The following is a 26,496-nucleotide window of genomic DNA, read 5'->3' on the forward strand; positions in this document are numbered from 1 at the left end:
GACCATCAGTGAAGAAGTTGTCGTCGACAGACTCCACCGGCAGATTGAAATGCTGCATCACACCGGGCAGGTCACAGAAACGTACGTCGACGAACGTCACGTCCTCGGTCGCCAGATAGCGCGGAAGCTCCTGGGGGTCGGTGAACACGGAGCCCTCCCTCGTCCGAACATCGGCCAGCGCGGCGGCCGGACCTGCGCGGTCGGCCAGCCATGACCTGACGGTACGACGACGCGTGGCTTCGCGTCGGCCATCCGCCCGGCTTCGCTCCGGCCCGATCACGACGTCGCCGAGCCCGTCGTCCGGGCGGGACGACTCAGACCGGGGTGGCGCGCGGCACGGCGGCCGGGGGCCGGCGGCGCGGGTACGGGGCGTCCGGCAGACCCAGCAGGGCGGTGATCGCCCGCCCGCAGCGCCGGGCCGCGTGGCCGTCGCCGAAGGCCAGGCTCTCCGTGCTCGGCGTCGGGTGGTCGAGCCGGTCGCACACCGCGCGGACGATCCGGTCGGGGTCGGTGCCGACCAGGTCGCCCAGGCGCTGCGCGACGATCTCCGGCCGTTCGGTCGCGGCCCGGGTCACCACGACGGGTACGCCGAGGCTGGCGGCCTCCTCCTGCAGGCCGCCGGAGTCGGTGACGACCACCCGGGCGGCGCGGAGCAGACCGATCATGTCGGGGTAGGGGAGCGGGTGCAGCAGGCGGACGTTCGACGCACCCTCGACCCCGGCCCGGACCTGTGCGGCCAGGCGTGGGTTCGGATGGGTGATGAGCGCCAGCTCGACGTCGGAGTGTGTCGCGGTGACCCGGGTCAGCGCCCCCAGCACCCGGCTGATCCCGGTGCCCCAGTTCTCCCGTCGATGCGCGGTCGCCACGATCAGTCGGCGACGCGGGTCCACCCAGGACGGTACGCGGGCCAGGCCCTCCCGCAGCAGCGTGTGCACCGCGTCCACCACGGTGTTGCCGGTGACCACGACGCGGTCGGCGGGTACGCCCTCGGCCAGCAGGTTGTCCCGTGCGGTGGTGGTCGGGGCCAGGTGCAGCGCGGCGATCCGGGCGAGCATGGCCCGGTTGGCCTCCTCGGGGAAGGGCTGTGCCAGGTCGTGGCTGCGGAGGCCGGCTTCCAGATGGATCACCGGTATCCGGTTCCAGAAGGCCACCAGCCCGCCGACCAGCGCGGTGGTGGTGTCCCCGTGCACCACCACCGCGTCCGGCCGGCGGAGGGCGAACAGACCCTCCACGGCGGTGCTCAACCCGGCGGCGAGTTCGGCCAGCGTGCCGGTGTCCCGGGCGACGCTCAGGGTGGCTGTGGCGTGGAGCCGGAACGGCGCCAACGCCTCGTCCACCCGGCCGGGTTGCTGGCCGGTGTCGACCACCGTCACCGTCAGGCGTGGGTCGTGACAGAGCAGGCGCACCACTGGCGCGATCTTGACACCCTCGGGACGGGTACCGGCCAAAACCATGATCTGGCGGAGCCCCACTCTGTCACGACCCATCGGTCAGCTCCGGCGCGCGGCGCGGTGACGGCGCAGGAAGAAGCCGCCGGCGCCGGCGACGACCGCGCCGAGACCGAGCGCGACCGGAGCGCCGGCCAGCGGGATCACCGGAATGGGCGGTGCCACGGCGTTGACGCCGCAGCTGGACGAACCGATGACCACCGAGGCGAGCGTGCCGCCCAGCGCGGACAGGTCCAGTGCGGTGACGCTCAATTGCCCGGTGGTGGAGCTGGTCTGCCCGTTCAGGGTCAGGTTCAGCAGTCCCGGCACGCTCAATCCGGTGTTGGGTGCCGGGTTGGCGGGCAGGCTGAGCAGCGTCGTCGGGATGCCCAGCAGGGTCGAGACGATGCGGGCGTTGACCAGGGTCGCCGAGCCGGTCGCCGACGGGCTGCTGGTCGCGGTGCACTCGGAGTAGATGGCGTCCGCGACGAGGCTGATCGAGGCGAGCCCGTTGGTACCCAGCGTGAGGGTCACCTCGGAGCCGGGGGTCACGATGCACGAGCCGCCGGCCCCGATGGTGATGGCACCACCGGCGCCGAGCACGCCGGCACAGGCGGCGGAGGTGCCGTCGTTGTAGGCGCGGACGGACTGCCCGAGCACACCGGCGGTGATGACGGTCTGACCACCGAGCACCGCCAGCGGCGGATTCGTGTTGCCCGAGATCGACTCCGTGGTGCCGTCGTTGGTGGCGCTCGCAGTGCCGGAACTCGCCAGACCGCCTCCGACGAGACTGATCTGCAGTGCGGAGGCGCTGGACTGCGAGGTGTCGGCCATCGCTGGTGAGGCGACGGCCAGGGCCATCACCAGACCGCCGGCGATCGCCGTCGCAGCCCGGGCGACGCCGGACCTTACTTTGTGCATGTGAGATCTCTCTTCCTGTATCTGACGGTGACGTCGGGGCGGTCGAACGGGGTGGGCTGCACCGGGGGTTGCGGCACGGAGACCGTGCCGCGCGGGCGGTAGTGCGGGCGCCGAACGGTGGCGATGCCGCTCACCGCGGCGGTGCCAGGGACAGTGGCGGTGCCGGGCACGGTGGCGGTGAAGGGCACGGCGGCCTTGCCCGTCACGGTGGCCCTGCCGGTGGTCGTGGCCGTGGCGGTGGCCGTGGTGGCCTTGCCGGTGGTGGTGATGGGTGCCGGTGGGGTGGGCACGTCGTCGGGGGCCGGAGTCTGATCGGCGTTCCGGGCGGTCTTCTGCCACTCCGAGCGGGAGGTGAGCATGCGGGCGAAGGCGAACCAGACGGCCACCGACTGGACGTAGCTGTAGATCCAGTGGCTGACCCCGAGGCCGATCGCGGCGGAGACGGACAGGTGTGGTTCGGAGCGGTTGCGGTAGACCAGACCCCAGATCGCGAAGGGCAGGACCCCGAAGACCACGATCAGCGGCAGTACGCCCCAACCACCCGCCGTCCACCAGCCCGTCAGTCCGCCCGGCGTGTGCGACACGTACCAGCCGAGGACGGCGAGGCAGCCGAGATAGACCGGGGTGCCGAGGAGTTGGAACCACGGTGCCGCGAGGAAGTGGGCGATCTCCAGCGTGGCCGAGTTGCTGATCCGCCGGGACTGGAGGATGGCGGCGAGATAGCGACCGCACTGCATCGAGCCCTGGGCCCACCGGGTCCGTTGGCGGATCAGGGGCCGGATCCTGGTCAACGCCTCCTGGGCGACCCAGCTTTCCGCGCAGTACTCGGTGCGGCTGCCCTGGAGCAGGATGTGCAGCCCGAGCTCGAAGTCCTCCAGCAGGGCGCCGTGCCAGGGCGTGCCGTGCGCGGCGGCGAGCTGCTTGAGCAGCGACACCCGGGTGAACTGGCCGTTGCCGCCCATCGCCACGCTCGCGGTGTAGCGGCGCAGCGACTGCATCGCGGCGATCGGCGCCCGGAACTCCATGTCCTGCAGGCGGACCAGCAGCCGGGCCAGCCGGCCCAGTCCGGTGGTCGGCCGGGCGCACTGGATCATGCGGACCTCGACCTGCACGGCGGCGACCGTGGCGGTGCCGAAGTAGCGCGGGCCGGCGAGCGCGGAACGGCACCGGGGGTCCAGGTAGCTGTCGGCGTCGAGGACCCCGAGGATGATCCGCTCCGGGTCGGCGTCCGCCGGCAGGTGGCGTTCGATCGTCTGCCACGCGGCGTTCAGCGCCGCCCCCTTGCCCTGAACGGCGTCGGGCAGCCGGCGGGAGACGACCCGGACGCGGGGATCGGCGGCGAATGAGTGCAGGACCGCGTCGGTGCCGTCGTCGGACGCGTCGTCGACGCACCAGACGGTGACGTCCGGCAGGTCACGCAGCAACCGGTGCAGGGTGTCGGCGATGACGCTGGCCTCGTTGCGGCACGGGATGACGATGTGCCAGTCGAAGCCGGTGTGGTCGCCGCCGTGGGAGCGCTGGGTCCGCAGGTGCAGCACCAGGATGCTCAGCACGTAGGCGCAGAAGTAGACGCAGAGCAGGAACGCCGCCGTGTTCAGGACGGCCAGGGACTGGATCTCAACGGGCACCTGCGGACCTCCGTACCCGGCCCCCGCGCCCCACCAGGAAGAGGAAGACGATGGCGACGGCGATCAGCCCGACGGTGCTGATCGCCGAGCCGATCAGAACGTGGCTGCGCTGGTAGCCGACCTCGAAGCCCCACAGCCGCATCGACGCGACGACGGCGGCGAGGCGCATCTGGTTGACCACCACGAGCAGCCCGACGGCCAGCGCCACCGCGACCAGACCCCGGGTCAGGGTCACCCGCCGGAAGCCGACCAGCAACGCGGCCAGCACGAACGGCGGAATCAGCAGCAGCGCCACCGAGCATCCGGTGGAGACCAGGAAGCCGACCCAGCGCTGGTCCAGCGGGAAGATGACGGCCGCGCCGATGGAGTCGGTGTCGGCCAGCCCGATCGCGGCGACGAGCCGCGCGTTGAGCCACGCCTCGACCACCGCCACGTCGTGCCATCGCTTCAGCAGCAGGGCGCCCAGGGCCACGCCGCAGACCGCGCCGAGCGATGCCTGCAACCAACTCGCCACGGTGGACCGGGTGGTCGGCTTCTCGCTCATCTGGGTCGGCTCACGAAGGTGGCGAGCCACAGGGCGGCACCGAGCAGGATCAGTCCGATCCCCACGAGCAGCCAGGACTGAATCGCCACTCCGGTCGTCGCGAGACCTCCGCCGATCGCCGGACCTTTCGTCGGGTACATCCGCCCTCACCTCTCCGTTGGAACGCTGCCCGTAAGCGGGTCAAAGCGAACATATCGGACATGAGTGTACGGAGCGGATTTTCCTCCAACGTGACGGAAGTTCGCGACAGGGCTGGGCCGGCGGGGTGCGCGAAACGGCCCCGTCACGCGGCGCAGGGCGGCTGCGCCGGGGCAGCGCGAAGCGCCCGGCCGCCGGCCGGGCCGGTCGGGCTGCGCGAACGCGAGCCGACCGGCCCGGCCGGTTGCCGGGCGCTACGAGATGACAGAGGTCGGTGAGGTGGTGCGGTGGGTCAGTGGCCGACGCCCACCGGCTGGCCCTGACGCGGCTGGTAGGTGCGCTGGGCGCCGCCGGTGCGCCGCCGTCGTGCCTCCCGCACGGTCAACTGCACTCCCTCGGTCAGCCCGATGGTCGGACGCCAGCCCAGTTGGGCGAGGGCCTTGCTGCTGTCCAGCGCCATCCGGCGTACCTCCTGCGGGTGCGGGTGCGGCGCGTAGTGCGGATCGCAGTCCACCCCGACCACCGAACACACCAGCTCGAAGAGGTCGTTGACGCTGGTCTCCCGGCCGGTGGCGATGTTGAGCAACCCGGCGCCCGGATAGTGGCAGGCGCGGGCCACCGCGTCGGCCACGTCCGCGATGTGCACGTAGTCGCGGGTCTGCTCGCCGTCGCCGTAGATGGTGGGCGGATGGCCGTTCAGCAGCGCCTCGGTCATCAGGGCCACCACGCTGGTGCCGCCGCCGGACGGGCGTGGGCCGTAGACGTTGCCGAAGGCCAGGGCGGTGTACGCCATGCCGTGCTCACGCCGGTACCAGTCCAGGTAGCAGACCCCGACCGCCTTGCTGATGCCGTACGGGCTGGTAGCCGCCAGCGGGCGGTCCTCCCGGATCGGCAGCGCGTCCGAGGAGACGGTGCCGTAGATCGCGCTGCTCGCCGCGTGCACGAACAGCCGGACTCCGCTCTGGGCGCAGGCGTCCAGCACGTTGATCGTGCCGAAGGTGTTCACGTCGGCGTCGAACAGCGGCGACTCCCGGGCGGCCTGGAGGCTGCCCTGGCCGGCGAGGTGCACCACCACTTCGGGTTTCCATTCGTGGATCACGTCGACTGCCTCGGCGGTGCGGATGTCACCCCGCAGGACATCCGACTGCGACAGCCCGCCGTACGCGGCGTCGGCGAGGTTCTCGACCCGACCGGTCGAGAAGTCGTCGAGCACTTTGACGTGGATGCCCATCAGCATCAGGCGTGCGACGACGTGACTTCCGATGAATCCGGCTCCACCGGTCACCAGTACGCGATTGGGAACCGAGCTGCCTTGCGCGGATGGCTCGGCTCCGTTCGGCGGAACTTCCATCGTGAACTCCTTGACGGCGGGGTGGTCGGTTCTGCGGACATCGGCGGTGTGACCAGCCAATTCTCCGCTATGAGCAGGAACATTCTGACATATCGTCCTCAAAGGGATGTCCATTACCATAAACGAAAAAGCTTTGTTTTGCGGCAAATGAACTGTTTATGCCGCTGAATCGTTCATAGTGCTGTCGAGGGCATTCAGGGGAGCGCGCTGCTGCGTGGCGAGGGGGATGAGACCACATGGAGAAACCGTCGGTCGCCGTCCCGTTCGACGAGAATCTGCGAACGGTGGCCCCGGAGCCGGTGCGTCGACACGGCCGTGAGTTCCTGCTCAACGGTCACCGGCGCGGCTCGGGACAGCAGACGGCGGTACCGGCACGCGGTCGCGTCCGTGCGTTGGTGATCGAGCCGGTGGAGACACCCGCACGTCCGGACCGGCTCAACGACGAGTTCGACGTCGTCCTCCGGCTGCCCGTACCCGCCGAGGTCGAGCAGCTCACCGCGGTGCTCCGACGCCTGCGGCCCAAGCTGTTGCTGCTCAAGAACTCGCTGGACAGCATCGACGAGCCGATCGTGGCCGCCTGCCAGCAACTGGACGTGGAGATCCTGGTGCTGGCGCGGCCGGTCTACGGACTGCTGCCCACGCCCAGCCTCCGGCGTTTCGGCGGGCTGCCCTGGATCCGGCTCCGCTCGGGACCGCACCGTCGCACCGGCGAACGCGTCAAGCGCTACCTCGACCTCGGCGTCATCGCGCTCAGCGCGATCCTGGTGCTGCCGCTGATCCTCGCCATCACCGTGGTCGTGTCCTGCACCGGACCGCCGTTCTATCGCCAGCAACGCGTCGGCGCGGGTGGACGACTGTTCTCCATGGTCAAGTTCCGCACCATGCGACCCGGGGCGGAACGCGAGACCGGGCCGGTGCTCGCCCAACCGGACGACCCCCGGATCACCCGCGTCGGCCGCCTGCTGCGGCGTAGCCGGCTCGACGAACTCCCGCAACTGTGGAACGTCGTACGCGGGGACATGAGCCTGGTGGGTCCCCGTCCGGAGCGGCCCGAGTTCATCGCCGAGTGCCGGCAGTTGCCGCACTACGACCTGCGCCACCTGGTCCGGCCCGGACTCACCGGGCTCGCCCAGCTCACCGGTGGCTACGCCGCCACGGTCGAGGAGAAGCTGCGCTGTGACCTGCTCTACCTCAACTGCCGATCGCTGCGGGTGGACCTGACCCTGCTGGCGCTGACCGCCCTGGAGCTGATCCGGGGATTCCCCCGTGGCTAGCCCCGCCGGCACGGTCGGCGCGCGGCTGACCCGCAACACGCTGAGCATGCTGGGCGCCCGGATCATCATGGCGCTGGCCGGCCTGGTCTCGCTGCCCGTCGTCTATCAGCACCTCGGGCCGGAGGCGTTCGGCGTCTGGGTGCTGCTGACCGGGCTGCTCGCCATCGCCGCCCTCTTCGACCTCGGCCTCGGCTCCGCGCTGGTCCGGGAGGTGGCGGCGGCGGAGACCGAGGCCGGTGGCGCCGACGTCCTGCGTCGACTGCTCGGTCTCGGTCTGACCTGGGGGCTCGTGCTGGGCGGGCTCACCTTCGCCGCACTTGCCGCCGGCTGGCCGTGGATCGCCCAACTGCTGCGGCTCGGCGAGCTGACCCGAGACGCGTGGCACGCCACCCTGTGGCTGCTGCTCGGCGTGGTGGCCAGCGGCGTGGAACTGCCCTGGCGCGCGGTCCTCGAAGGCGTCCAGCGCTACGGCGCACTCGCCCTGGTGAACGCGGTGACAGCGGTCCTCGGCGCGGTGCTCACGATCGCGGTGGTCCGGCTCGGCGGCGGGCTGGTCGCGCTCGCCGCGGCTGCCGCGTCCACCGGCGCGATCCGGACGATCCTGCTCGCCGCCGCGGCGTACCACCGGCACCGCGACCTGACGCCCCGCTGGGGTCGCCTGGCCGGACCCGACCTGCGCCGGGTCGGCGGGTACGGCCTGCGGGTCCAGGTCTCCAGCGGCGCCGCCGCGGTCAACGTGGAACTCGACCGGCTGGTGCTCGGCGGGTTCTTCGGCCCGGCGGTCGCCGGTGACGCCGACCTCGGCACCCGCCTGCTCAACCTGCTGCGCCTGCCGCCCGGCTTCGCGTTGCTGGTGCTCTTTCCCGCCGCGGTGCGGCGTTCGGTCACCGGCGGGCGGGCCTGGCTCGACGCCTTCTACCTGACCACGGTGCGGCACCTGGCCGTCTTCCTCGCCCCGGCGGCGGCGGCCCTGATGGTCAGCGCCGACCCGCTGGTGCGGCTCTGGCTCGGACACCCGGTCTCCTGGGCCGGGGCGACCATCGCCATCCTGGCTCCGGCGTACGCCCTCAACCTGATCATGGGTGCGGCCACCATCGTCGCCCGGGTCGAGGGTCGCCCCGGTCTCGAGACCCGCTACGTGCTGCTGTCGGTCGCCCTCAATGTGGCGCTGACCGTACCGCTGCTGATGCTCGCCGGACCGCTCGGCGTGCCGACCGCGACGGCGCTGGCGGTGGTGTTCGCCACCGGGTACTTCCTGGCCCACTTCCACCGGGCCACGGCGCGTCCGATCCGGCCGGTGCTGCGCACGCTCTGGCCGCCGATCGCCGCCGCCACCGTGGCGGGCCTCGCCACGGCCGCCCTGGTCGGATCCCTGCCGGACGGCCCGGGACGGCTCGGGGCGGCGCTCGCCGTGACCACCCGCGCGGGCCTGACGCTGACGCTCGCCGCCGCGCTGCTCGTCGGCTGCGGATACCTGAGCACCGACGAGCGGGCCCGGCTGCGGTCGCTGGCCCGGCGGGCCCGCACGCTGACCCCAGGAGTACGCCGATGAGCCTCGACGTCCGCCCCACCACCTGCCTCAACTGCGGCGACGGCCAACCGCACCGGGACGACCTCGGCGGCGTCGTGCGCCGCTGCACCGGCTGCGGGCTCGGCTGGACCGTGCCCGACCCGCACGCCGCCCCGGCCCGCTACGACCTGGACTACTTCACCGGCGGTGGTTACGAGGACTACTTCCTGGCCGCGCCCCGCCGGTTCGAGGCGGGGCGGCGGTTGCGGTGGTTGTCGTCGGTGGTGGGGCCGTCGGTGTTGGTGGAGGCGGGGTGTGCGGGGGGTTATTTCCTGGAGGCGGCGCGGGGTGCCGGTTTCACGGTGACCGGGGTGGAGGTGTCGCGGGTGGCGGCGGCGTTTGCCGTGGATCACCTGGGTGTGCCGGTGCGGCAGGGGTATTTCGAGCAGGTCGCGCCGTCGTTGCGGGCGGATGTGGTGTGTGCGTGGCATGTGTTGGAGCACGTGGACGATCCGCGTCGGTTCCTGCAGGCGGCGCGGGACGTGTTGACGCCGGGTGGGTGGTTGGCGTTGGAGGTGCCGAACATCGCCTCGCCCGCCGCGCGTCGCCTCGGCCACCGCTGGCCCGGCCTGCAACCGGAGTACCACCCCTGGCACTTCACCCCGACCTCGTTGACCCGACTGCTGACCGCCAGCGGATTCGAGGTGGTCCGGCAGGACACCACGGTCTTCCGGTTCTACATGCCCGTCGCATACCGGATGCGACACGCGCGGCGGCTGCTGCCGCCGGACCTGATCAACCTGCGCTCGCCCCGCCTGACCCATCGGTGGCGGGGAGACCTCCTGCGGGTGATCGCCCGCAGACCGCGAGACGGACGGAACGGCTGATGAAGCTCAGAGACGACGAACTGACCACCTGCGCGCTGTGCGGACGGGACGGCCGGGCCGCCCCGGCACTGGACGGCGTGCTGCGCCGCTGCACCGACTGCGGCTTCCTGTGGACCGCCGGCCCCGCCGTGCCCCCGGACGAGCTGTACGACGAGGCGTACTACCTGACCGACGGCTACCAGGACTACTTCTCGTCCAGCCGACAGCGTCGGTTCGAGGCGGGGCGGCGGTTGCGGTGGTTGTCGTCGGTGGTGGGGCCGTCGGTGTTGGTGGAGGCGGGGTGTGCGGGTGGTTATTTCCTGGAGGCGGCGCGGGGTGCCGGTTTCACGGTGACCGGGGTGGAGGTGTCGCGGGTGGCGGCGGCGTTTGCCGTGGATCACCTGGGTGTGCCGGTGCGGCAGGGGTATTTCGAGCAGGTCGCGCCGTCGTTGCGGGCGGATGTGGTGTGTGCGTGGCATGTGTTGGAGCACGTGGACGATCCGCGTCGGTTCCTGCAGGCGGCGCGGGACGTGTTGACGCCGGGTGGGTGGTTGGCGTTGGAGGTGCCGAACATCGCCTCGGCCGCCGCCAACCGTCTCGGTCACCAGTGGCCGGCGGTGGCGCCCGAGTACCACCGCTGGCACTTCACCCCGGCCACGCTGACCCGGATGCTCCGCCAGACCGGCTTCGAGGTCGTCTCGTACGACACGGTCTTCTCCCGGTTCTACTGGCGACCGATGGCGCGCCTGCGGCAGGCCCGGGACCTGCTCGTCGCCGACGTCGCCGCCAGCCGCTCACCCCGGATGCGCCACCCGCTCCTCGGTGACCTGCTGCGCGTCTTCGCCCGCCGCGACGCCACGGGGGTGACCCGATGAGCCCCGAACACCAGGACACGCCGCCGTCGCTGTCCATCCTGTTGATCAGTTGGAACACCCGGGAGCAGACCCGGCAGTGTCTGGAGTCGCTGGCCGCGACCGTGCCACCCGACCTCGACTACGAGGTGGTGGCGGTGGACAACGCCTCCCGTGACGGTTCGGCCGACCTGCTTGCCCGCTCGCCCCGCGTACGCCTGATCCGCAACGCCCGCAACGTCGGCTTCGCCGCCGCCGTCAACCAGGCGTACCGGCAGGCGCGTGGTGAGCTGATCCTGCTGCTCAACAGCGACGTCGCCTTCCACCCCGGTGCACTGTCCACAATGGTGTCGTTCCTGCGCGACCGGCCCGAGGCGGCCGGCGTCAGCCCGCTCTACCTCAACCCCGACGGCACCTTCCAACAGCACTACGTGCAGCAGCCCAGCTTCCCGGCGTCGCTGGCCCTGGTCACCGCGCTGCGTCGGGTCCCCGGGTTCCGGCAGGCGCTGCACACCTTCCAGATGCGCGGTCAGGACTTCAGCCGCCCCCGCCGGTTGGCCTCGGGCAGTTGCATGTTGCTGCGCCGCGCGGCGCTGCCCGCGCACCACATCTTCGACGAGCGGTTCCCGGTCTACTGGAACGACGCCATCCTCGCCCGGCAACTCGACCGGGCCGGTCAGCAGTTGTGGATGATCCCGGACGCCGTGGTGACCCACGTCCGGGGCGCCTCCTGTCGGCTGCTCGGCCCGGCCATCCGCTTCCGCCACCTGCTCGGCAGCCTGGTCGGTTACCTGCGGCTGACCCAGCCCGGTCACCGGGTCGCGCTGTTCCGGATGGTCGTCCTGATCGACCACGCGGTCAAGCGGATCTGCGGGCGCAACGTCCAGCTCACCCTCGCCGACCTGCGAGCCGCCCTGCGGGGCGACGTCGGCCCGCTGCCCGACGGCGACATCCGGGACTGGCTGATCGTGTTCACCCGGACCCCCTCCACCCCGGAGGCCGACCAGGCGGTGATCACCGAGTCGCTGCTCGACGACCCGGACCGACGCCTGCTGCTGGTCGACCCGCCGGCACCCCGCCCACGCTGGCGCAGCCGGATCACCCCCATCGACGACACCGCCTGGCACCTCACCCCGCCCACCCCGCTGCCCTTCGGCGCGCGGCTGCGGACCGCCGACACGGTCAACCGGCGCTTCGCCGCCGCTGCCGTCCGGCGCTGGCTGGACCGCCAGGCCGGTGCCCGGCTGCTCCGGCTCGACGACGACACCGCCCGACCGGTGCTCGGCCGCGTCGGCGAGGACGAGGTGCTGCCGGCCGTCCGCCGGGTGCCGGTCAGACAGCGGGCCGGCCATGACTGACCTGGGCAGCCGGGAATCCCGGACCGCCCCGCCCGACGCGGCGGGGACCGCCGCCGACTGGGTGGTCTACTTCAGCGCCGCACCCTGGCACGGCGGCGCGCACCGGCAACACGCCCTGGCCCGGCAGCTCGCCACCGGATACCGGGTGCTGTTCGTCGACCCGCCGGGGCTCGGGGTCCGCACCGGCACGACCGTGCGCCGGGTCGAGCCCGCCGTCTGGCACGCCGTGGCGCCCACCCCGGCCCCGTTCGGCCGGCACCTGCCGGCGGCCAACGCGGTCAACCGGCGGGTGGCGGTGGCCGCGCTGCGGCGCTGGCTGCGCCACGACCCGGCGGGCGTACGGCTGGTCTGGCTGGACGAGGACCTGGCCGCGCCCTGCGCCGACCGGCTCGACGCCGACGCCGTGGTCTACGACGCGACCGACCTGGACTGGACCTTCACCCGCCGGTGGAACCGACGCCACCTGCGCCGCAGCCTCGATCGGGCGGTCGCCGCCGCCGACCTGGTGCTGGCCTCCTCGGCCGCGCTACCGACCCGGATGCCGGCCGGCCGGCACGCGCCGGTGGTGCTGCCCAACGCCTGCGACCCGGAGCACTTCGCCCCGCAGGGACCGACCGTGCCCCGCCCGGTCACGCCGTCCCGACCGTTGATCGGGTACTGCGGAGCCGTCGACACCCGGGCCTTCGACGCCGAACTGGTCGCCACCGTGGCCCGGGCCCACCCCGACTGGACGTTCCTGCTGATCGGCCCGAGCACCCCCGCCGGCCGGGCACCCCTGGCCGGGCTGGCCAACGTGCTGCTCACCGGCCCCATCCCGTACGCCGACCTGCCGGCGACGCTGCGCACCTGCGACGTGACGGTGATCCCGTACCGGATCGGCGGCCTGGTCGACTACGTGCACCCGAAGAAGTGCTACGAGTACCTGGCGCTCGGCAAGCCGGTGGTCGCGACACCGCTGCCGGCGCTGACCGCGCTGACCGAGGTGGTCCGCCTCGCCGCCGGCCCCGACGCCTTCGCCGCCGCGATCGCCGCCGCGCTGACCGAGGCGACCGCCCCGGACCAGGTCGCCCGCCGCCGCGCGGTGGCCACCGAGAACAGTTGGACCGCCCGGGGAGAGCACCTGCACCGACTGCTCGCGGGGCTGGCCCGGTGAACCGGGTCGTGGTCGGGGCGGGCGTGGCCACCGCCGGTGCCGCACTCGGCACCGTCGTCTCGATGGCCACCATGCTGCCCGGGATCATGGCGATGGCCGCCACCGGCGCGCTGGTGTTCCTCGCCGTCTTCCTGCTCTGGCCGTGGACCGTGCTGCCGGTCGGGATCGTCGGCGGTGCGGTGGCCGGTGGACTGGTCGGCGGGGGAGACGTCCGCACGTACGTGGCCGCGCACCTGCTGCTGCTGGCCGTCGGCGCGACCGCCCTGCTGATCCGCTACGCCCTCGGCGTCGGCCGGGGCGGCCGACGGACCGCCGCCGACAGCGGGATGCTGGTGGTGATCGGGCTGACCGTCGCCGCCGCCTGCTACGGCCTCGCCATCGGCAACCTGCCCACCGAGGTGGTCGTCGCCGGATACCAGATCGCCATCCTCCCGCTCTATTTCTTCCTGGCCACGCACACCCTCACCACGGATCGCCGGCTGATCGCCGCCGGGCTGCTCTACGTCGGCGTCGTGGCGGTCCTGGCCGCCATCTCGATGACCGTCCCCGGCCGGCACGGCGGGCTGCTCACGCTGCTCGCCGTCCCGCCCCTGATCTGGTACGCCGGACGGGCCCGAGGCTGGCGCCGGGTGGCCTCGGTGCTGCTCGCCGGCTTCTTCGCCATCGACGTGGTGCTCGCGTCGTACCGGGGGATCTGGCTCGCCGCCGGGGTGACCCTGCTGATCATGCTGGTCTTCGGCGGCCGGGCGGTCCGCACCGGGCTGGCCGCGACCGCCGCCACCGGCTGCGTCGTCGCCGCCCTACTGGCCCTCGATCCCGGCGTACGCGAGCGCGCGCAGGAGATCGCCACCGGGCTCGAACAGTCCGCCGGCTACCGCGCCTCGGAGTCCGTCGTCGGGCTGGACGTCTTCGCCCAGCGGCCGGTCCTCGGCGCCGGCCTCGGGCAGTCCACCGCCGACGTCTACCTGGCCGACTTCGCCCTCACCGACGTCGGCCCGGTCTACCACGCCTTCTACGTCACGTTGCTGGCCAACGTCGGCCTGCTCGGGCTGGCCCTGGTGCTCTGGCCGGTGCTTCGCGGCATCCGGGGCGGACTCGTCGACCGGGACGGCGCGGCCCTGCCGTTCGCTGCCCTGTGCTGCGGTTTCCTCGGCGCGGCGGTGTTCGCCGCCCCCACCGACGGGCACTGGGAACTCGGGCTGCTGCCCGCGCTGGCGTTGCTGACCGTGGGCGAGCGCCGGAACCGAGATCCCGGACGGCTGCCGTCGCCCGCCCGGATCCCCGAGGCGGTGTCGTGATGGGCGAGGCGACGGCGATCGTGGTGACGTACAACTCGGCGGGGCAGATCGGCGCCGCGCTCACCGCGCTGCGGCAGGCCGGCCTGCCGGTCCGGCTGGTCGACAACGGCTCCACCGACCGCACCGTGGCGCTGGTCCGGTCCGACTTTCCCGAGGTCACGGTCGTGGCCGGCCAGGGCAACGTGGGCTTCGCCGCCGCCGTCAACCGGGCCGCCTGCGGTGTCCGCAGCGAGGTGCTGCTGCTGGTCAACCCGGACTGCGTGGTGCCGCCGGAGACCGCGCGGGCCCTGGTCGGTGCGGTGCTCGGCCGCCCGGACGTCGGCATCGCCGGGCCACGGCTGCGCGACGCCACCGGCCGGGTGGCGGTCAGTGCGCACCCGTTCGAGACGCTCAGCACGGTGGTGGCCAGCCGGTTCGGCGGACCGCTGGTGCCGGCACCGGTACGCCGCCTGCTCGGCGGACGACACCGTCGCGCGGCGTACGAGGCGTGCCTGCGCGGTGCCGAACCCACCCCGGTCGACTGGGTCTCGGGCGCGTGCCTCGCCGTACGCACCAGCCTCTTCACCGCCGTCGGCGGGCTCGACGAGGCGTACTTCATGTACTACGAGGACGAGGAGCTCTGCCTCCAGGCCCGTCGTCGGGGCGCCGAGGTGCTCTATCTGCCGTCGGTGGCCGCGACCCACAGCGGCGGGGCGAGCAGCAGCGACCCGGCCTGGATCTGGCCCCACCTCTACCGCAGCATGCTGGTGTTCTTCAGCCGTCACCGACCCCGGTCCCGACGGGCCGTGCGTGCCGTCGTCCTGCTCCGGGCGCTGCTGGGAGTGGCCCTGGCCACCGTACGGCTGTCTCTGCAACCACGGGCCGGTCTCGCACGGATGCGCGCCTGGACCCGGGTGGGCCGGATCGCGGTCACCCGTCTCCACATCGGAGGAAACCACTGATGCACGTACTCATCACGGTCGTCGGGGCGCGCACCGAGCACTGGATCGACCTGTTCGACTCGCTCTGCGAGCGACCCGACCTCCGGCTTACCGTGCTGGCGGCCGACGTGTCAGCGACCACGCGGCTGGAGTTCGACCGGCTCGGTCGGCGGCATCCCGGTTTCCGGGCGCATCTGCTGCCGCATCGGCTGGGGGAGGGGCGGACCGGCCACATGGCGTCGGTCATGGTGCGCTTCGGCGGGCGGAGCGGACCGTCGGTGTCGCCGCCGCCGGACGTGGTGCACATCATCGGCGAGGCCGGGTACCTGTCGACCTGGCAGGTCCTGCGGATGTGCCGCCGGCACTGGCCGACGGCGCCGACGACCCTGTACGCCGCGCAGAACGTGGTGATCCGCTTCCCGATGCCGTTCCCGCTGCTGGAACGGTACGCGTACCGCCGAGTGGACATGGTCCTGCCGATCACCCCGGCGGCCCGGCAGGTGCTGCGGGTCAAGGGTTACCGGGGCGCGGCCACGACCGTTCCCCTGGGGGTGGACACCAGGATCTTCCGTCCCCGTCCCGAGCCGGACACCGGGCGGCCCTTCACGGTCGGGTTCGTCGGCCGGTTCGAGGCGCACAAGGGCGTGCTGGACCTGCTGCGCGCGGCCGAACTCGTCGACTGCGACGTGGTGCTGGTCGGCGGGGGCAGCCTGGACGACGACGTCGACCGGGCCGCGCGACGCCGCCCCGGACGGGTCCGCCGACACGGCTGGACCGGCCACACCGAGCTGCCCGACCTGCTGGCGCAGATGAGCGTGCTGGTGCTGCCCGCACTGGAGATCGTGCAGCGCAACGTGCTGCCGTGGGTCGGCATCCCGCTGCGCGAACAGTTCGGCCGGGTGCTGGTCGAGGCGATGGCCTGCGGCGTCCCGGTGGTCGGCAGCGACGTCGGCGAGATTCCGTACGTCGTCGGCGACGCCGGACTGATCTTCCCCGCCGGGGACGTCACCGCGCTCGCCGACCGGCTCGGCCGGCTGCGCGACGACCCGGCTATGGCCCGCGAGCTGTCCGAGGCCGGGCTGCGCCGGGCGACCGGGGAGTTCGCCTGGGACCGGATCGCCGACCGGCTGGACCGGGTCTGGCGACAACTGCACGAGGAACGAATGTCCGTACCCGTCCCGGCGCGAGCCGGTCAGAAGGTCCGCGACGACGCGGACCGGGAGGTGGCCGCGTGATGCGTACCGTCGACTTCAACGACCTGCTGGACACCAGCCGCCGGCGGATCGCCCTGCCGCTGCTCGGGCTGCTCGCCGGGCTGGCGGCGGCGCAGGCGGTGACGCCGCTGCTGCCGGCCCGGTACGAGGCGCACGCCTCCGTCCTGGTGGTGGCCGACACGCCCGAGGGTGACCGCCCGGCGGAGATGAGCCTCGCGCTCGCCCAGAACCTGGCGCCCACCGTCGCCAAGCTGATCGGCTCTCGGGAGGTGGCCCTCGCCGCCGCCGGTCGACTGGGCCTGCCCGAGCGGGCGGTCACCGGCAACGTGCACGGCACCTTCGAACCCGGACTCCAGATCGTCACGGTACGGGCCGACGCGGCCTCCGCCGGCCGGGCCGCCGCCATCGCGAACGCCGTCAGCCAGGCCATGGGCGAGCAGTTGGAACGCCTCAGGCTGGGCGGTGACACGGTGGTCACCACACGGGTGGTGGACACCGCGAGCGTGCCGACCGGGCCCGCGTTCCCCAAACCGCTGCTGAACAGCGCCCTGGGCGCGCTCGTCGGTCTGCTGGCCGGCTGGGGTGCGACGGTGCTGCGTGACCGCTTCGACCGCCGGCTGCGCGACATCGCGCAGATGGAGTCGCGCCTCGGCCTGCCGGTCGTCGGCGCCCTCCCGCACCTGCCGAAGCGGTTCGCCCGGCACCACGCCGCCGCGCTGTTCGCCCGGCGGGACATCGCAACCTCCACCCGGTCCGCCGTCTCCGCGCTCAGCGTGCTCACCACCTCGTCCCGACGGCGCCTGCTGGTCACCAGCGTGCACGGCGACGACGGCGCCACGCTGGTCAGCGCCCTGCTCGGGCTGGCGATGGCGGCCGAGCGGCGCAAGGTCACCGTCATCGACGCGGCGGTGCGGGACCCGGCCCTGGCCGGGCACTTCCCGGACGCCTCGTTCACCTGGCAGCAGGTACGGACCGGGCAGCACACGCCGACGCCGATGCCCGACCTGCCGACGCTGACCGTGCTGCCGACCGAGCCACGGGAGAGCCTGACCACCGTGCACGCGCGGGAACTCGGCCAGGTGCTCGACGTGCTGGCCGACACCGAGGACTGCGTGATCGTGCACGCCCCGCCGGTGCTGGCCGGGTGTGACACCGCGACCCTGGCCGACCACGTCGACGGGGTGCTGCTCGTGGTGGCGGCGGGGCACACGAACCTGACCGAGGCGACCCGGGCGGCGCGGCTGGTGCGCCGTCTGAACCTGCCGCTGGCCGGCATCGTCGCCGTCGGGGCGATCGACCGGGCCGGCCAGCCCGACGCCGACGAGGTGGCGCCGCCGGCCCTGCCGGGCCGCACGAGCCTGCGGCCCGTGCGGCGGGTGCCCTCGGGCGCGCACCGGGTCCGCGAGGTGGGCGGGTTGCACCGGGCCCGGGAGCTGCCGCCGGTGGCCCACGCCGGTCCGCCGACCTCGCCCGAGCCGGCCCGGCCCGGCCCGTCGCCCACCGGCGACCAGACCGTACCGGTCGAGGTGGTCACCGACGTGCGGCCGACGCCCGCCCGCGTCGACCACCTCACCCCGGCGCCGCCCCGCGTCGAGCACCTCACCCCGGCGCCGCCCCGGCAGTCCCACCAGGACGTCAAGGTCACCGCCCGCTGGCGCTCGGGTCCGCCCTCGCCGATCGACGACGTGCAGCCCTGGTCCACCCCGCTGGTCGCGGGTGGCCGCGAGGCGGTGGGTTCGGCCCTGGGCCGACCGTTGGCGCCGCGCGCGGAGACGTCCGGACGGGTCCACCGGTCCGCCGCGGCGGCCCCGATCGAGCCGGCACCGCTGCGCCGCCCGGCGGACGCACCGGTCGCCCCGCAGTACCTCCGTGGCGAGCCGGTCCCCGACCTCGACCACCACCGACACACCACACCCGACGGTCCCCGTTGGCCGTCCAACTGAACCGCACCGAGTACCGATCAAGGAGTAACCGATGAGCGAGACGCTCACCCACCTGCCGTCCACTCTCAGCGACCCGCGGGCGATGTACTGCGACCTGTTGAAGAAGGCGCTGACCCGATACGTCTTCCAGGAGACGTGGATGCCGTACCAGCCCCGGGCGAGGTCACTGCACGGCCGGGTGTACGCCCGGTACAAGCACCTGCTGCAACGGCGCGGCCTGGAACTGGTGCTGAAGTTCCCGTTCGACGCCGACGCGCGGGCCAACGGCCGGGACTGGCCGCCGGAGGCGGACACGATGATCGGTCTGCGCCGGCTCGACAACCTGGAGCGGTGCCTGCGCGACGTGCTGGCGCAGGAGGTACCGGGTGACCTGATCGAGACCGGGGTGTGGCGCGGCGGCGCGGTGATCTTCATGCGCGGCATGTTGCAGGCGTACGGCGACCAGAGCCGCTCGGTCTGGGTGGCGGACTCGTTCCGCGGCCTGCCCAAGCCGGAGGCGCACCGGGTCGAGGACGTCGAGGACGCACTATGGACGCAGCCGTTCCTCGCCGTCTCGCTCGACCAGGTCAAGAACAACTTCCGCCGGTACGGGCTCCTCGACGACCGGGTGCACTTCCTGCCCGGATGGTTCAAGGACACGCTGCCCACCGCGCCGGTCGAGCGGCTCTCGCTGATCCGGCTCGACGGCGACCTGTACGACTCGACCATGGTCGCGCTGCGCAGCCTCTACCCGAAGCTCTCCGTCGGCGGGTATGTCATCGTGGACGACTACCACGCGGTACGCGGCTGCAAGCAGGCGGTCGACGACTTCCGGGCCGAGCACGGCATCACCGACGAGCTGCACCAGGTCGACTGGACCTGCCGGTACTGGCAGCGGACGAGGTGAACCGCTCAGTTCGGCGCTGACGTGGCGGACCGGCTCGCGAACCATTCGTCGAGCCGGTCCTCGCGTACCGCCGTGAACAGGGCGGCGGACAGCTCCTCGTCCAGCAGCACCGACGAACCGGCCGGTGTCGTCAGGTCGGTGTCGGCGGCGGGAGCGGTGACGAACCGCAGGGACGCCGCCGAGATCCGCCGGACCGCCAGCACCAGCTCGGTGAGGTCGAGGTCCCGGTCCACGGTCAACGACTCCGCCGTGGTGGTCAGCACCCGGTCCAGTCGGGCCGGGTCGGTGAGCAGGTTCTCCGAGGTGACCTTCTCCACGATGGCCCGTACCACGAACTGCTGGTTCTGGATCCGACCGAAGTCGCCGCCGGGCACGTGGTGCCGCTGCCGCATCAGGTCGTCGGTGTTGCGCCCGTCGAGCTGGTGGCAGCCGATCGACCACCGGGTCCCGGTGTCGGTGGAGAGCACCTCGTACGGCAGGCACACCGTGATGCCGCCGATCGCGTCGACGATCTGCCGGACGGCGGCGAAGTTGGCCACCAGGACGCCGTCGATGGTCACGCCGGTGAGCCGGTGGACGGTCTCGGCCGCGAGGGAGGCCCCACCGAACGCCAACGCCGCATTGATCTTGTTCTTGCCCCCGGCCCAGCTCCCCTCCCGCGCCGGTACGTCGACGTAGCTGTCCCGGGGGATCGACACCACCGTGGCGGCGTCCCGTGCGGCATTCAGGTGCACCAGCATGATGGTGTCCGACCGCTGGCCCGGGTAGAGGCCCTGGTCCGGCTCGCCCTCCCGGGAGTCCGAGCCGAGCAGCAGCAGGTTCAACGGTCCCTCGGCCCACCGCTCGTCGTCGCGGGGCGCGGTGCCCTGGCCGAGGATGTCCTCCCGCTGCACCCGGCTCTCGTACCGGTGCTTGAGGCCGACGCCGAGCGTCACCAGCCCGGCGCAGGCGACGCCGAGCAGCGCGACCAGGGCGATCGTGGCCTTCTGCCATCCCGTCAGCCGTCGCCGGATACTCGCCGGTGCGATGTCGTTCGTCATGTCGTTCAGCGCCTTCTCGTCTCTGATCCGGGGCTCGCGCTGGCGGCGACCGTCCGTCGGCCGCCCCGCGACAGACCGCGTGATCTATCAATTATCTCCTAAATGGTGCAAATAGGTGCAAAAGTTCCGATGCTGCGGCCGCGGCGGGCTGCCGGGAGTCGACCTGGCCCACCTCGGCCGGCGGCGGGATGAAAGGGCGGCCGGCGACGGTGGCGCGGGTGCGTCGGGCGCTCCCGGGATCGCTGTGCTAATTCGTATTAGCGTCTTGACCGCCGGGTAACCGCACGCGCAGACTCATCGATCAAATGAACCGGTTCGGGGCGAGTATTCGCAGCGTATCGGCCGCTCGCCGTGGGTGACCGGCGTCCGCTGACCCGTCCCGCCCGGTCCCGTCCCCTGCCCCCGTCGTCCATCCTGAACGGAGGGAACGATGACCCGTACCCCCGAGAGCCCCTTCACCCGACGCGCGCTGCTGCGCGGTGTGGCGGCGGCCGGAGTCGCGAGCGCGACCACCGGCGTCGGCCTCGCCGTCACGTCCGCACCGGCCGCCGCCGCCCCCGCAGGTTTCCCCACCTACCGGTACGTCCGGGACGCGCTGCCGGCGTCGCTGCGCTACAACCCGACCCGCGAGTTCATCTTCCCGTGCGTCCGTGGCGTCTACGACAAGATCAGCAACTACCTCGGCCGCTACTACCTCTACTACGCGCCGCACGACGCGCCGGGCGGCATCTGCCTCGCCTACGCCGACCGGCTCGAAGGCCCCTACACCGAGTACTCCGGCAACCCGGTCGTCGACCGGGTGCTGCCGACCACGACGGTGAGCCACGTGTCGTCGCCACACGTCGTCTGGGACGCCCCGACCCGGCAGTTCTACCTGTACTTCCACGGCGAGAACTTCACCACCCGGGTGGCCCGCTCCACCGACGGCGTCCGGTTCACCGACGAGACCCCGATCCTGTCGACCCGGCTGGTGCCGAACACCACCGAGACCTCGTACGCGCGGGTCTTCGAGCACTCGGTGGCCGGCAAGGGCAACCGGTACGTGATGGTCTTCATGGGCGCCCACACCATCGGACCCGGCACCCGGAAGATCTTCTGGGGCTGGTCGCCGAACGGCTGGAGCGGATGGCAGTTCGCGCCGAACCCGCTGGTGTCGCCCGCCGGAGACGGCCTCACCGACATCTCCGCGCCGCACCTGCTCAAGCGCAACGGCACCGCGTACCTGGCGTACCACGGCAACAACGGCAACATGTACCTCACCGAGGTCGGCAACAACTTCGACCGCGAGGTGCACCTGGGTGTCTTCCACCGGCCGATCGCCTCGGACAACGGCCGGGTGGCGTCACCGGCGTTCGGCACCGACGGCGGGGTGTCGTACATGCTCTATGAGGCCGGACCCCGACTGAACGCCCGCATCTGCGTGGCCCGCGCGGTCTAGGGACACCGCCGACCGGCCCTTCGCGGGCCGGTCGGCGGGGTACCACTCAGCCCTTGAGGCCGGTGTGCGCCAGGCCCTCCACGAACTGTTTCTGCGCGATCACGAAGACCACCAGCACCGGCAGCGCCGTCATCGACGCCGCCGCGAGCTGCACGTCCCACATCGGACCGCCGTACACGTCGACGAACTGGGTCAGTGCCTGGGGCAGGGTGAACTTCTCCGGCGTGGAGAGGAACACGATCGGTTCCAGATAGAGGTTCCAGCTGTGTAGGAAGGTGAAGATGGCGACCGCGCCCAGCGCGGGCCGGGACAGCGGCAGCGCGATCCGCCAGAAGGTGGCGAACCGGCCCAACCCGTCGACCCGGGCCGCCTCCTCCAACTCCCCGGGCAGCGCGAGGAAGAACTGCCGCATGATGAACGTCGCCAGCACGCTCGGCGCGCCGAGGATCGGCACCAGGATCAGCGGCCAGTGCGTGTCGATCAGCCCGAGCCGGAAGAACATCTGGAACAACGGCACGATCGTCACCTCGCTCGGGATGAGCAACCCGGCGAGGACGACCAGGAACAACACGTTCTGGCCACGGAACCTGATCCGCGCGAAGGCGTACCCGGCCAGGGCCGCCACTGCCAGCGTGCCGACGGTGACCAGCAGCGCGATGTAGAGGCTGTTGAGGTACTGCTGCCCGAACGGTTGCAGGTCGAACACCCGCTGGTAGGCGTCCAGTCGGGGATCGACCGGCAGCAGTTGCGGCGGGAAGGCGAAGATGTCCGCCACCGGCTTCAGCGACGAGGTGACCATCCACCAGGTCGGGAAGACGAAGGGTACGGCCAGCACCAGCAGCGCCCCGTAGAGCACGAGCTTGGTCCGGGGCGACAGGTCACGACTCATGGAAGACCCACCTCTTGCGCATCTGCCACTGCGCCACGGTCAGCGCGAGGACGATGCCGAACAGCACGATCGACAGGGTGGCGCCGTAGCCGAAGTGGTGGAACTGGAACGCCTGTTGGTACAGGTAGTAGACGAGCACGGTGGTCGAGGTGCCCGGACCGCCCTGGGTGAGCACCGCGATCTGCGCGAAGACCTGGAGCGAGCCGACCACCGTGATGATCGAGGTGAGCAGGATCGTCGGGCTGATCAGCGGCACGGTGATCCGCCAGAACTGCCGCAGCCGACTGGCGCCGTCCACCTCGGCCGCCTCGTACAGCTCGGCGGGTACGCCCTGGAGGGCGGCCAGGAACAGCACCATGTTCAGGCCGACGTTCTTGAACACCTGCACGACGACGACCGAGAACATGGCGGTGGCCTCGCCGCGCAACCAGTTCGGTCCGTCCACGCCGATCGTGTCGAGCAGGCCGTTGATGCCGCCGTTGTCCTGCAACAGGAAGCCCCAGACGATCGTCCAGGCGACCAGCGACACCACCACGGGGGAGAAGAACAGCGTGCGGAACACGATCGTGCCGCGCAGCTTCTGGTTGAGCATGACGGCCAACAGCAACGCCAGGGCCAGGTTGAACACCACTAGGCCGACGGAGAACAGCCCGGTGGCCCGCAGCACCGAGCCGAGGTTCGGATCGTCGGCGAGCGCCGCGTAGTTGTCGGTGCCGACGAAGTCGAACGTGCCGGCGAGCACGTTCCACTCGTGCAGGCTGTACCAGACGACGAGGACCAGCGGCAGGATCACGAAGACGGCGCTGCCGAGCAACTGCGGGGCGATGAACAGGTAACCGGTGAGGTGGTCGCGGCGGCGGCCGGTCCAGAACGGTCGGGCCCGGCCCGGGGTGGACCCGGCCGTGGCCGGGTCCACCCTGGTGTCCGTACGGGTCATCGTTCGCCTTACTTCGCCAGCAGCGGCTGGATCTTGCCGCAGACCCCGTCCAGGACGGCCTTCACGTCCGCGTCGGCCTTCCACAGCGGGTCCAGACCGGCCCGGACCTGCTGGCTGATCTCGGCCTGCCCGGCGTGACTGGGCTTGACCACGCCGTTGGTGATCCCGTCGATGACGACCTTCTGCAACTGCTCGGGCTTGAGCTTCGGGTTCGTCTTGGCCAGCGTGTCGGCGGTCAACTGGGACTGGCGCGGCGGCGGGAAGAACTGGGCGAGCTTGGCGGAGTTGGTGGGGTTGGTGAGGAAGGCGAGGAAGTCGGCGGCGGCCTCGGCGTTCGGGCTGCGTTTGAGCACCCCGATGCCGGCCTGCCCGACCACCGCGTACGGCCCCTTCGGCCCGGCGGGCAGGGGGACCAGGTCCCAGGCGAACCCGTCGTCCTCGAGCAGCGAGGCGCGGGAGATCTGGGTGATGGTCATGGCGGCGTCACCGGCGAAGAAGTCCGCGGTGGTACCCGGCCCGGGCAACGCCTTGTCGGTGAAGACGGCGCGGTGCAGCCGCGTCATCGCCTCGACCATCTCGGGTTCGGCGAAGCCGCAGGTCCCGCCGTCCTCGCTCCACGCCCGGGCGCCCCACCCGGTCCAGACGGTGGACAGGTTGTTCCAGTCCTTGTAGTCGAAGTCGCGGATCACCAGCCCGGCCTTGCCGGTCGCGGACTGGGTGGCGCCGGCTGCGGCGAAGGCGTTCTCCCAGGTCCACTGGTCGGCCTCGATCAACTCGGCCGGGGTCCGCTGGTCGGCCTGCTTCAGCAGGTCGGTGTTGACGAAGACGCCGAACGGCGAGGTGGAGAAGGGGTACGCGTACAGCTTGCCGTCGTCCTGCCAGAGCTTGAGTGTGGCCGGCAGGATGTCGTCGTACTGGTAGCCGTCGGTCTTGCCGAGGGTCTCGTCCAGCGGCAGCAGCGCGCCGGAGGCGACGAAGTCGGGTGCCGAGTTCTCGAACACCCAGGCCAGGTCGGGGGCGTTGCCACCGGCGATCTGGGTGGTCAGCGCCGTGGTGTACGTGTCGAACGGCAGCGGATCGAAGGTGATCTGCGTGACGTCGGGATTGTTCTGGCGGTACTCGTCGGCGATCTCGTTGAACAGGGCCAGATGCGCCTCGTTGGCCGACCAGACGGTGACCCGCAGGGTGGCCGGGCCGTTGTCCTGCGCCTCACCGCCGCCGCAGGCGGACATGGCGAGAACGCCGGTCAGCGCCGTGGCGACTACGCGTATTCCCTTTCCTGATCTCATCGTCTCTCCTCACCGGGGGGTCAGTAGCCCGCGATCTCCGGCCACCGGCGTTCGACGCCGGCGGCCGTGACGCGGTCGGTGAACTCGGCCAGCAGCCTGGGGGTGCCGCGGACCGCGCGCGGGGACTCGCCCCGCGCCAGACAGAAGTCGGCGAGCAGACCGGCGACCTCGCCGACATTCCACTCGACCGGGTGCAGCCGGTAGCTGCCGTTGGTGACGTGCGTGGTGCCGATGTTCTTGCCGGCCGGCAGCAGGTTCTCCATCCGCTGCGGGATCAGCGCGCCGAGTGGGATCTCGAACGGGCAGGACCCGACGTCGATGTAGTTGTCGCCGCCGGTCGACGGGTGCAGGTCGATGCGGTACATCCCGACGCCGATCGAGTCGGGGTACCGCACGGCGCCGTGCGCGCCGCGTACCGCGAGGGAGAGGTCCTGCTCCACCACGGTGTACTCGGCCCGGATCCGGCGCGACTCCCGGATGTAGGGCGCCTGGGCCAGACCGGCCGGGTTGCCGGTCACGTCGCCGCGCAGCCGCAGCCCGGGGAAGCCGGTACCGCCGTCGGGGCGCGGTGCCTCGGTCTGCAACCAGTAGAAGAGCGAGTACGACAACTCGCGTGCCTTGGCCAGATGCCACGACGCGTTGGGCACGTCGATGACCGGGCCCTCGAAGTAGTCGATCATCGGCCAGTTGACCAGGGTGATGTCGCTGGCGTACGCGCCGTCGACGAAGTTGCGCCGGGCGGCGATCCGGCGGAACGTCCACAGGTTGCCGTCACCGGGGTTGACGCGCTGGTCGGCGTTGACCAGCCACGGCTCGTCGTCCGGGTTCGGGGTGAAGCTGCGCTCCAGGATCTCCAGCGTGCGCGGGTTCGGCGAACGCCAGGACAGCAGCCGGTCACCCCAGAAGTCGGGCTTGTAGTCGCGCCAGAAGTCGTACCCGGCGGGCCGGTCGATGGTGTGGTCCCCGTCGACGTGGTCGATGGCGAAGCAGACCGACACGGCCTGCATGTTCATCGGCTGTGCCTCGGCCGGGGCGCTCGGCTCGCCGGTCTGCTCCCGCGACTCGAAGCCGGTGACGTACTCGGTGCCGGTCAGCGGCAGCAGTTCGCCGGTCTCGGTGGCGTCCAGCACGTACGGCGCGGTGACGTCGATCCGGTCCTCGCGGTCCCGGTGTGCCAGCGTGACGCCGGTGACCCGGTCCCCGTCGGTGTCCGCCGCCACCGGCCGGTACGGCTGGAGCACGGTCAACCGACCCGAGCCCCGGTACGGCGCGAGCATCTGCTCCAGCACGGCGACCGCCACCCGGGGCTCGTGGCAGAGCCGACTGACCCAGCCGGCACCCGGGTTGAGGTCGGTCCAGGAACGGGAGCGTTCGGTGAGCGGGTAGTGCCGTCGGTAGTAGTCGCGGATGCCGGTCCGCAGCGCCCGGTAACTGGCGGTGGCGCCGAACTGCTCGATCCAGGAGTGCTCGTCGGGCGGGACGGCCTGGCTGGTGAGCTGCCCACCGAGCCAGTCGAACTCCTCGGTCAGGATCACCGACCGCCCGGCCCGGGCTGCGGCGAGCGCGGCGGCGACCCCGCCCAGCCCGCCGCCGACGATGAGGACGTCCGCACGCATCTGTG

23 protein-coding genes and 1 pseudogene are annotated in these 26,496 nt (G+C 71.9%); 12 read left to right on the forward strand and 12 right to left on the reverse strand.

Annotation, left to right across the window (positions count from 1 at the left end; genetic code table 11):
- The 7 genes and pseudogenes from ABT008_RS16695 to ABT008_RS16725 form a co-directional block, all read right to left on the reverse strand.
- Positions 1 to 148, reverse strand: a pseudogene (locus ABT008_RS16695) (type I glutamate--ammonia ligase); the annotation flags it as partial.
- 166 nt (positions 149 to 314) lie between these two features.
- Entirely contained in the window at positions 315 to 1,487 is a 1,173-nt protein-coding gene (wecB, locus tag ABT008_RS16700; RefSeq protein WP_350697113.1) for a non-hydrolyzing UDP-N-acetylglucosamine 2-epimerase, read from the reverse strand.
- Between the two features lie 3 nt (positions 1,488 to 1,490).
- Positions 1,491 to 2,348 carry a choice-of-anchor P family protein gene (locus ABT008_RS16705; RefSeq protein WP_350697114.1) on the reverse strand — a complete coding sequence of 286 codons (858 nt, stop codon included), beginning with the start codon at positions 2,346 to 2,348 and terminating at the stop codon, positions 1,491 to 1,493.
- Positions 2,336 to 3,976: a glycosyltransferase gene (locus ABT008_RS16710; RefSeq protein WP_350697115.1), complete on the reverse strand. Its 1,641-nt coding sequence runs from the start codon at positions 3,974 to 3,976 to the stop codon at positions 2,336 to 2,338. The genes ABT008_RS16705 and ABT008_RS16710 overlap by 13 nt, the downstream gene beginning before the upstream one ends.
- Positions 3,966 to 4,520, reverse strand: a complete 555-nt coding sequence (locus tag ABT008_RS16715; protein ID WP_350697116.1) for a hypothetical protein — start codon at positions 4,518 to 4,520, stop codon at positions 3,966 to 3,968. Before ABT008_RS16715 ends, ABT008_RS16710 begins: the two co-directional genes overlap by 11 nt.
- Entirely contained in the window at positions 4,517 to 4,660 is a 144-nt protein-coding gene (locus ABT008_RS16720; RefSeq protein WP_350697117.1) for a hypothetical protein, read from the reverse strand. The genes ABT008_RS16715 and ABT008_RS16720 overlap by 4 nt, the downstream gene beginning before the upstream one ends.
- 290 nt (positions 4,661 to 4,950) lie before the next feature.
- Positions 4,951 to 5,943 (reverse strand): GDP-mannose 4,6-dehydratase, encoded by a 993-nt coding sequence (locus ABT008_RS16725; protein WP_350697118.1) that lies wholly within the window; start codon positions 5,941 to 5,943, stop codon positions 4,951 to 4,953.
- A 302-nt stretch (positions 5,944 to 6,245) separates the two neighbouring features.
- Between ABT008_RS16725 and ABT008_RS16730 the strand changes: the two genes are divergently transcribed.
- Genes ABT008_RS16730 through ABT008_RS16780 form a run of 11 tightly spaced genes read left to right on the forward strand, consistent with a single transcriptional unit; the run spans position 6,246 to position 19,282 of the window.
- Positions 6,246 to 7,283 (forward strand): sugar transferase, encoded by a 1,038-nt coding sequence (locus ABT008_RS16730; protein WP_350697119.1) that lies wholly within the window; start codon positions 6,246 to 6,248, stop codon positions 7,281 to 7,283.
- Positions 7,276 to 8,835, forward strand: a complete 1,560-nt coding sequence (locus ABT008_RS16735; RefSeq protein ID WP_350697120.1) for a lipopolysaccharide biosynthesis protein — start codon at positions 7,276 to 7,278, stop codon at positions 8,833 to 8,835. Before ABT008_RS16730 ends, ABT008_RS16735 begins: the two co-directional genes overlap by 8 nt.
- Entirely contained in the window at positions 8,832 to 9,680 is an 849-nt protein-coding gene (locus ABT008_RS16740; RefSeq protein WP_350697121.1) for a class I SAM-dependent methyltransferase, read from the forward strand. The genes ABT008_RS16735 and ABT008_RS16740 overlap by 4 nt, the downstream gene beginning before the upstream one ends.
- Positions 9,680 to 10,534: a class I SAM-dependent methyltransferase gene (locus tag ABT008_RS16745; protein ID WP_350697122.1), complete on the forward strand. Its 855-nt coding sequence runs from the start codon at positions 9,680 to 9,682 to the stop codon at positions 10,532 to 10,534. The genes ABT008_RS16740 and ABT008_RS16745 overlap by 1 nt, the downstream gene beginning before the upstream one ends.
- Complete coding sequence (locus ABT008_RS16750; RefSeq protein ID WP_350697123.1) at positions 10,531 to 11,868, forward strand: glycosyltransferase family 2 protein; 1,338 nt, start codon at positions 10,531 to 10,533, stop codon at positions 11,866 to 11,868. Before ABT008_RS16745 ends, ABT008_RS16750 begins: the two co-directional genes overlap by 4 nt.
- A complete protein-coding gene (locus ABT008_RS16755; protein WP_350697124.1) occupies positions 11,861 to 13,021 on the forward strand; it encodes a glycosyltransferase in 1,161 nt (386 codons plus the stop codon). The genes ABT008_RS16750 and ABT008_RS16755 overlap by 8 nt, the downstream gene beginning before the upstream one ends.
- Complete coding sequence (locus ABT008_RS16760; protein WP_350697125.1) at positions 13,018 to 14,319, forward strand: O-antigen ligase family protein; 1,302 nt, start codon at positions 13,018 to 13,020, stop codon at positions 14,317 to 14,319. The genes ABT008_RS16755 and ABT008_RS16760 overlap by 4 nt, the downstream gene beginning before the upstream one ends.
- Entirely contained in the window at positions 14,319 to 15,260 is a 942-nt protein-coding gene (locus ABT008_RS16765; protein WP_350697126.1) for a glycosyltransferase family 2 protein, read from the forward strand. The genes ABT008_RS16760 and ABT008_RS16765 overlap by 1 nt, the downstream gene beginning before the upstream one ends.
- Positions 15,260 to 16,474 carry a glycosyltransferase family 4 protein gene (locus tag ABT008_RS16770; protein ID WP_350697127.1) on the forward strand — a complete coding sequence of 405 codons (1,215 nt, stop codon included), beginning with the start codon at positions 15,260 to 15,262 and terminating at the stop codon, positions 16,472 to 16,474. The genes ABT008_RS16765 and ABT008_RS16770 overlap by 1 nt, the downstream gene beginning before the upstream one ends.
- Positions 16,474 to 18,396, forward strand: a complete 1,923-nt coding sequence (locus ABT008_RS16775; protein WP_350697128.1) for a hypothetical protein — start codon at positions 16,474 to 16,476, stop codon at positions 18,394 to 18,396. Before ABT008_RS16770 ends, ABT008_RS16775 begins: the two co-directional genes overlap by 1 nt.
- Before the next feature lie 31 nt (positions 18,397 to 18,427).
- Complete coding sequence (locus ABT008_RS16780) at positions 18,428 to 19,282, forward strand: TylF/MycF family methyltransferase (RefSeq protein WP_350697129.1); 855 nt, start codon at positions 18,428 to 18,430, stop codon at positions 19,280 to 19,282.
- 5 nt (positions 19,283 to 19,287) lie between these two features.
- On the opposite strand, the gene ABT008_RS16785 is transcribed toward ABT008_RS16780, so the two are convergent.
- The gene (locus ABT008_RS16785) at positions 19,288 to 20,322 is read right to left on the reverse strand and encodes an LCP family protein (RefSeq protein WP_350697130.1); all 1,035 of its coding nucleotides are present in this window, start codon (positions 20,320 to 20,322) and stop codon (positions 19,288 to 19,290) included.
- Between the two features lie 430 nt (positions 20,323 to 20,752).
- On the opposite strand from ABT008_RS16785, the gene ABT008_RS16790 reads away from it, so the two are divergent.
- Entirely contained in the window at positions 20,753 to 21,760 is a 1,008-nt protein-coding gene (locus ABT008_RS16790) for a hypothetical protein (protein WP_350697131.1), read from the forward strand.
- A gap of 46 nt (positions 21,761 to 21,806) precedes the next feature.
- Here ABT008_RS16790 and ABT008_RS16795 read toward each other — a convergent pair whose 3' ends face one another.
- The 4 genes from ABT008_RS16795 to ABT008_RS16810 are packed head-to-tail and all read right to left on the reverse strand — an operon-like array spanning position 21,807 to position 26,491.
- Positions 21,807 to 22,649, reverse strand: a complete 843-nt coding sequence (locus ABT008_RS16795; RefSeq protein ID WP_350697132.1) for a carbohydrate ABC transporter permease — start codon at positions 22,647 to 22,649, stop codon at positions 21,807 to 21,809.
- Positions 22,639 to 23,586, reverse strand: coding sequence for a carbohydrate ABC transporter permease (locus ABT008_RS16800; RefSeq protein WP_350697133.1), 948 nt, complete (start codon positions 23,584 to 23,586; stop codon positions 22,639 to 22,641). Before ABT008_RS16800 ends, ABT008_RS16795 begins: the two co-directional genes overlap by 11 nt.
- Before the next feature lie 8 nt (positions 23,587 to 23,594).
- Positions 23,595 to 24,875: an ABC transporter substrate-binding protein gene (locus ABT008_RS16805; RefSeq protein WP_350697134.1), complete on the reverse strand. Its 1,281-nt coding sequence runs from the start codon at positions 24,873 to 24,875 to the stop codon at positions 23,595 to 23,597.
- Positions 24,876 to 24,895: 20 nt separating this feature from the next.
- Positions 24,896 to 26,491 carry an FAD-dependent oxidoreductase gene (locus tag ABT008_RS16810; protein ID WP_350697135.1) on the reverse strand — a complete coding sequence of 532 codons (1,596 nt, stop codon included), beginning with the start codon at positions 26,489 to 26,491 and terminating at the stop codon, positions 24,896 to 24,898.
- Between the last annotated feature and the right edge of the window lie 5 nt (positions 26,492 to 26,496).

Source organism: Micromonospora sp. NPDC002389 (genome assembly GCF_040296095.1).
Classification (GTDB): Bacteria; Actinomycetota; Actinomycetes; order Mycobacteriales; family Micromonosporaceae; genus Micromonospora.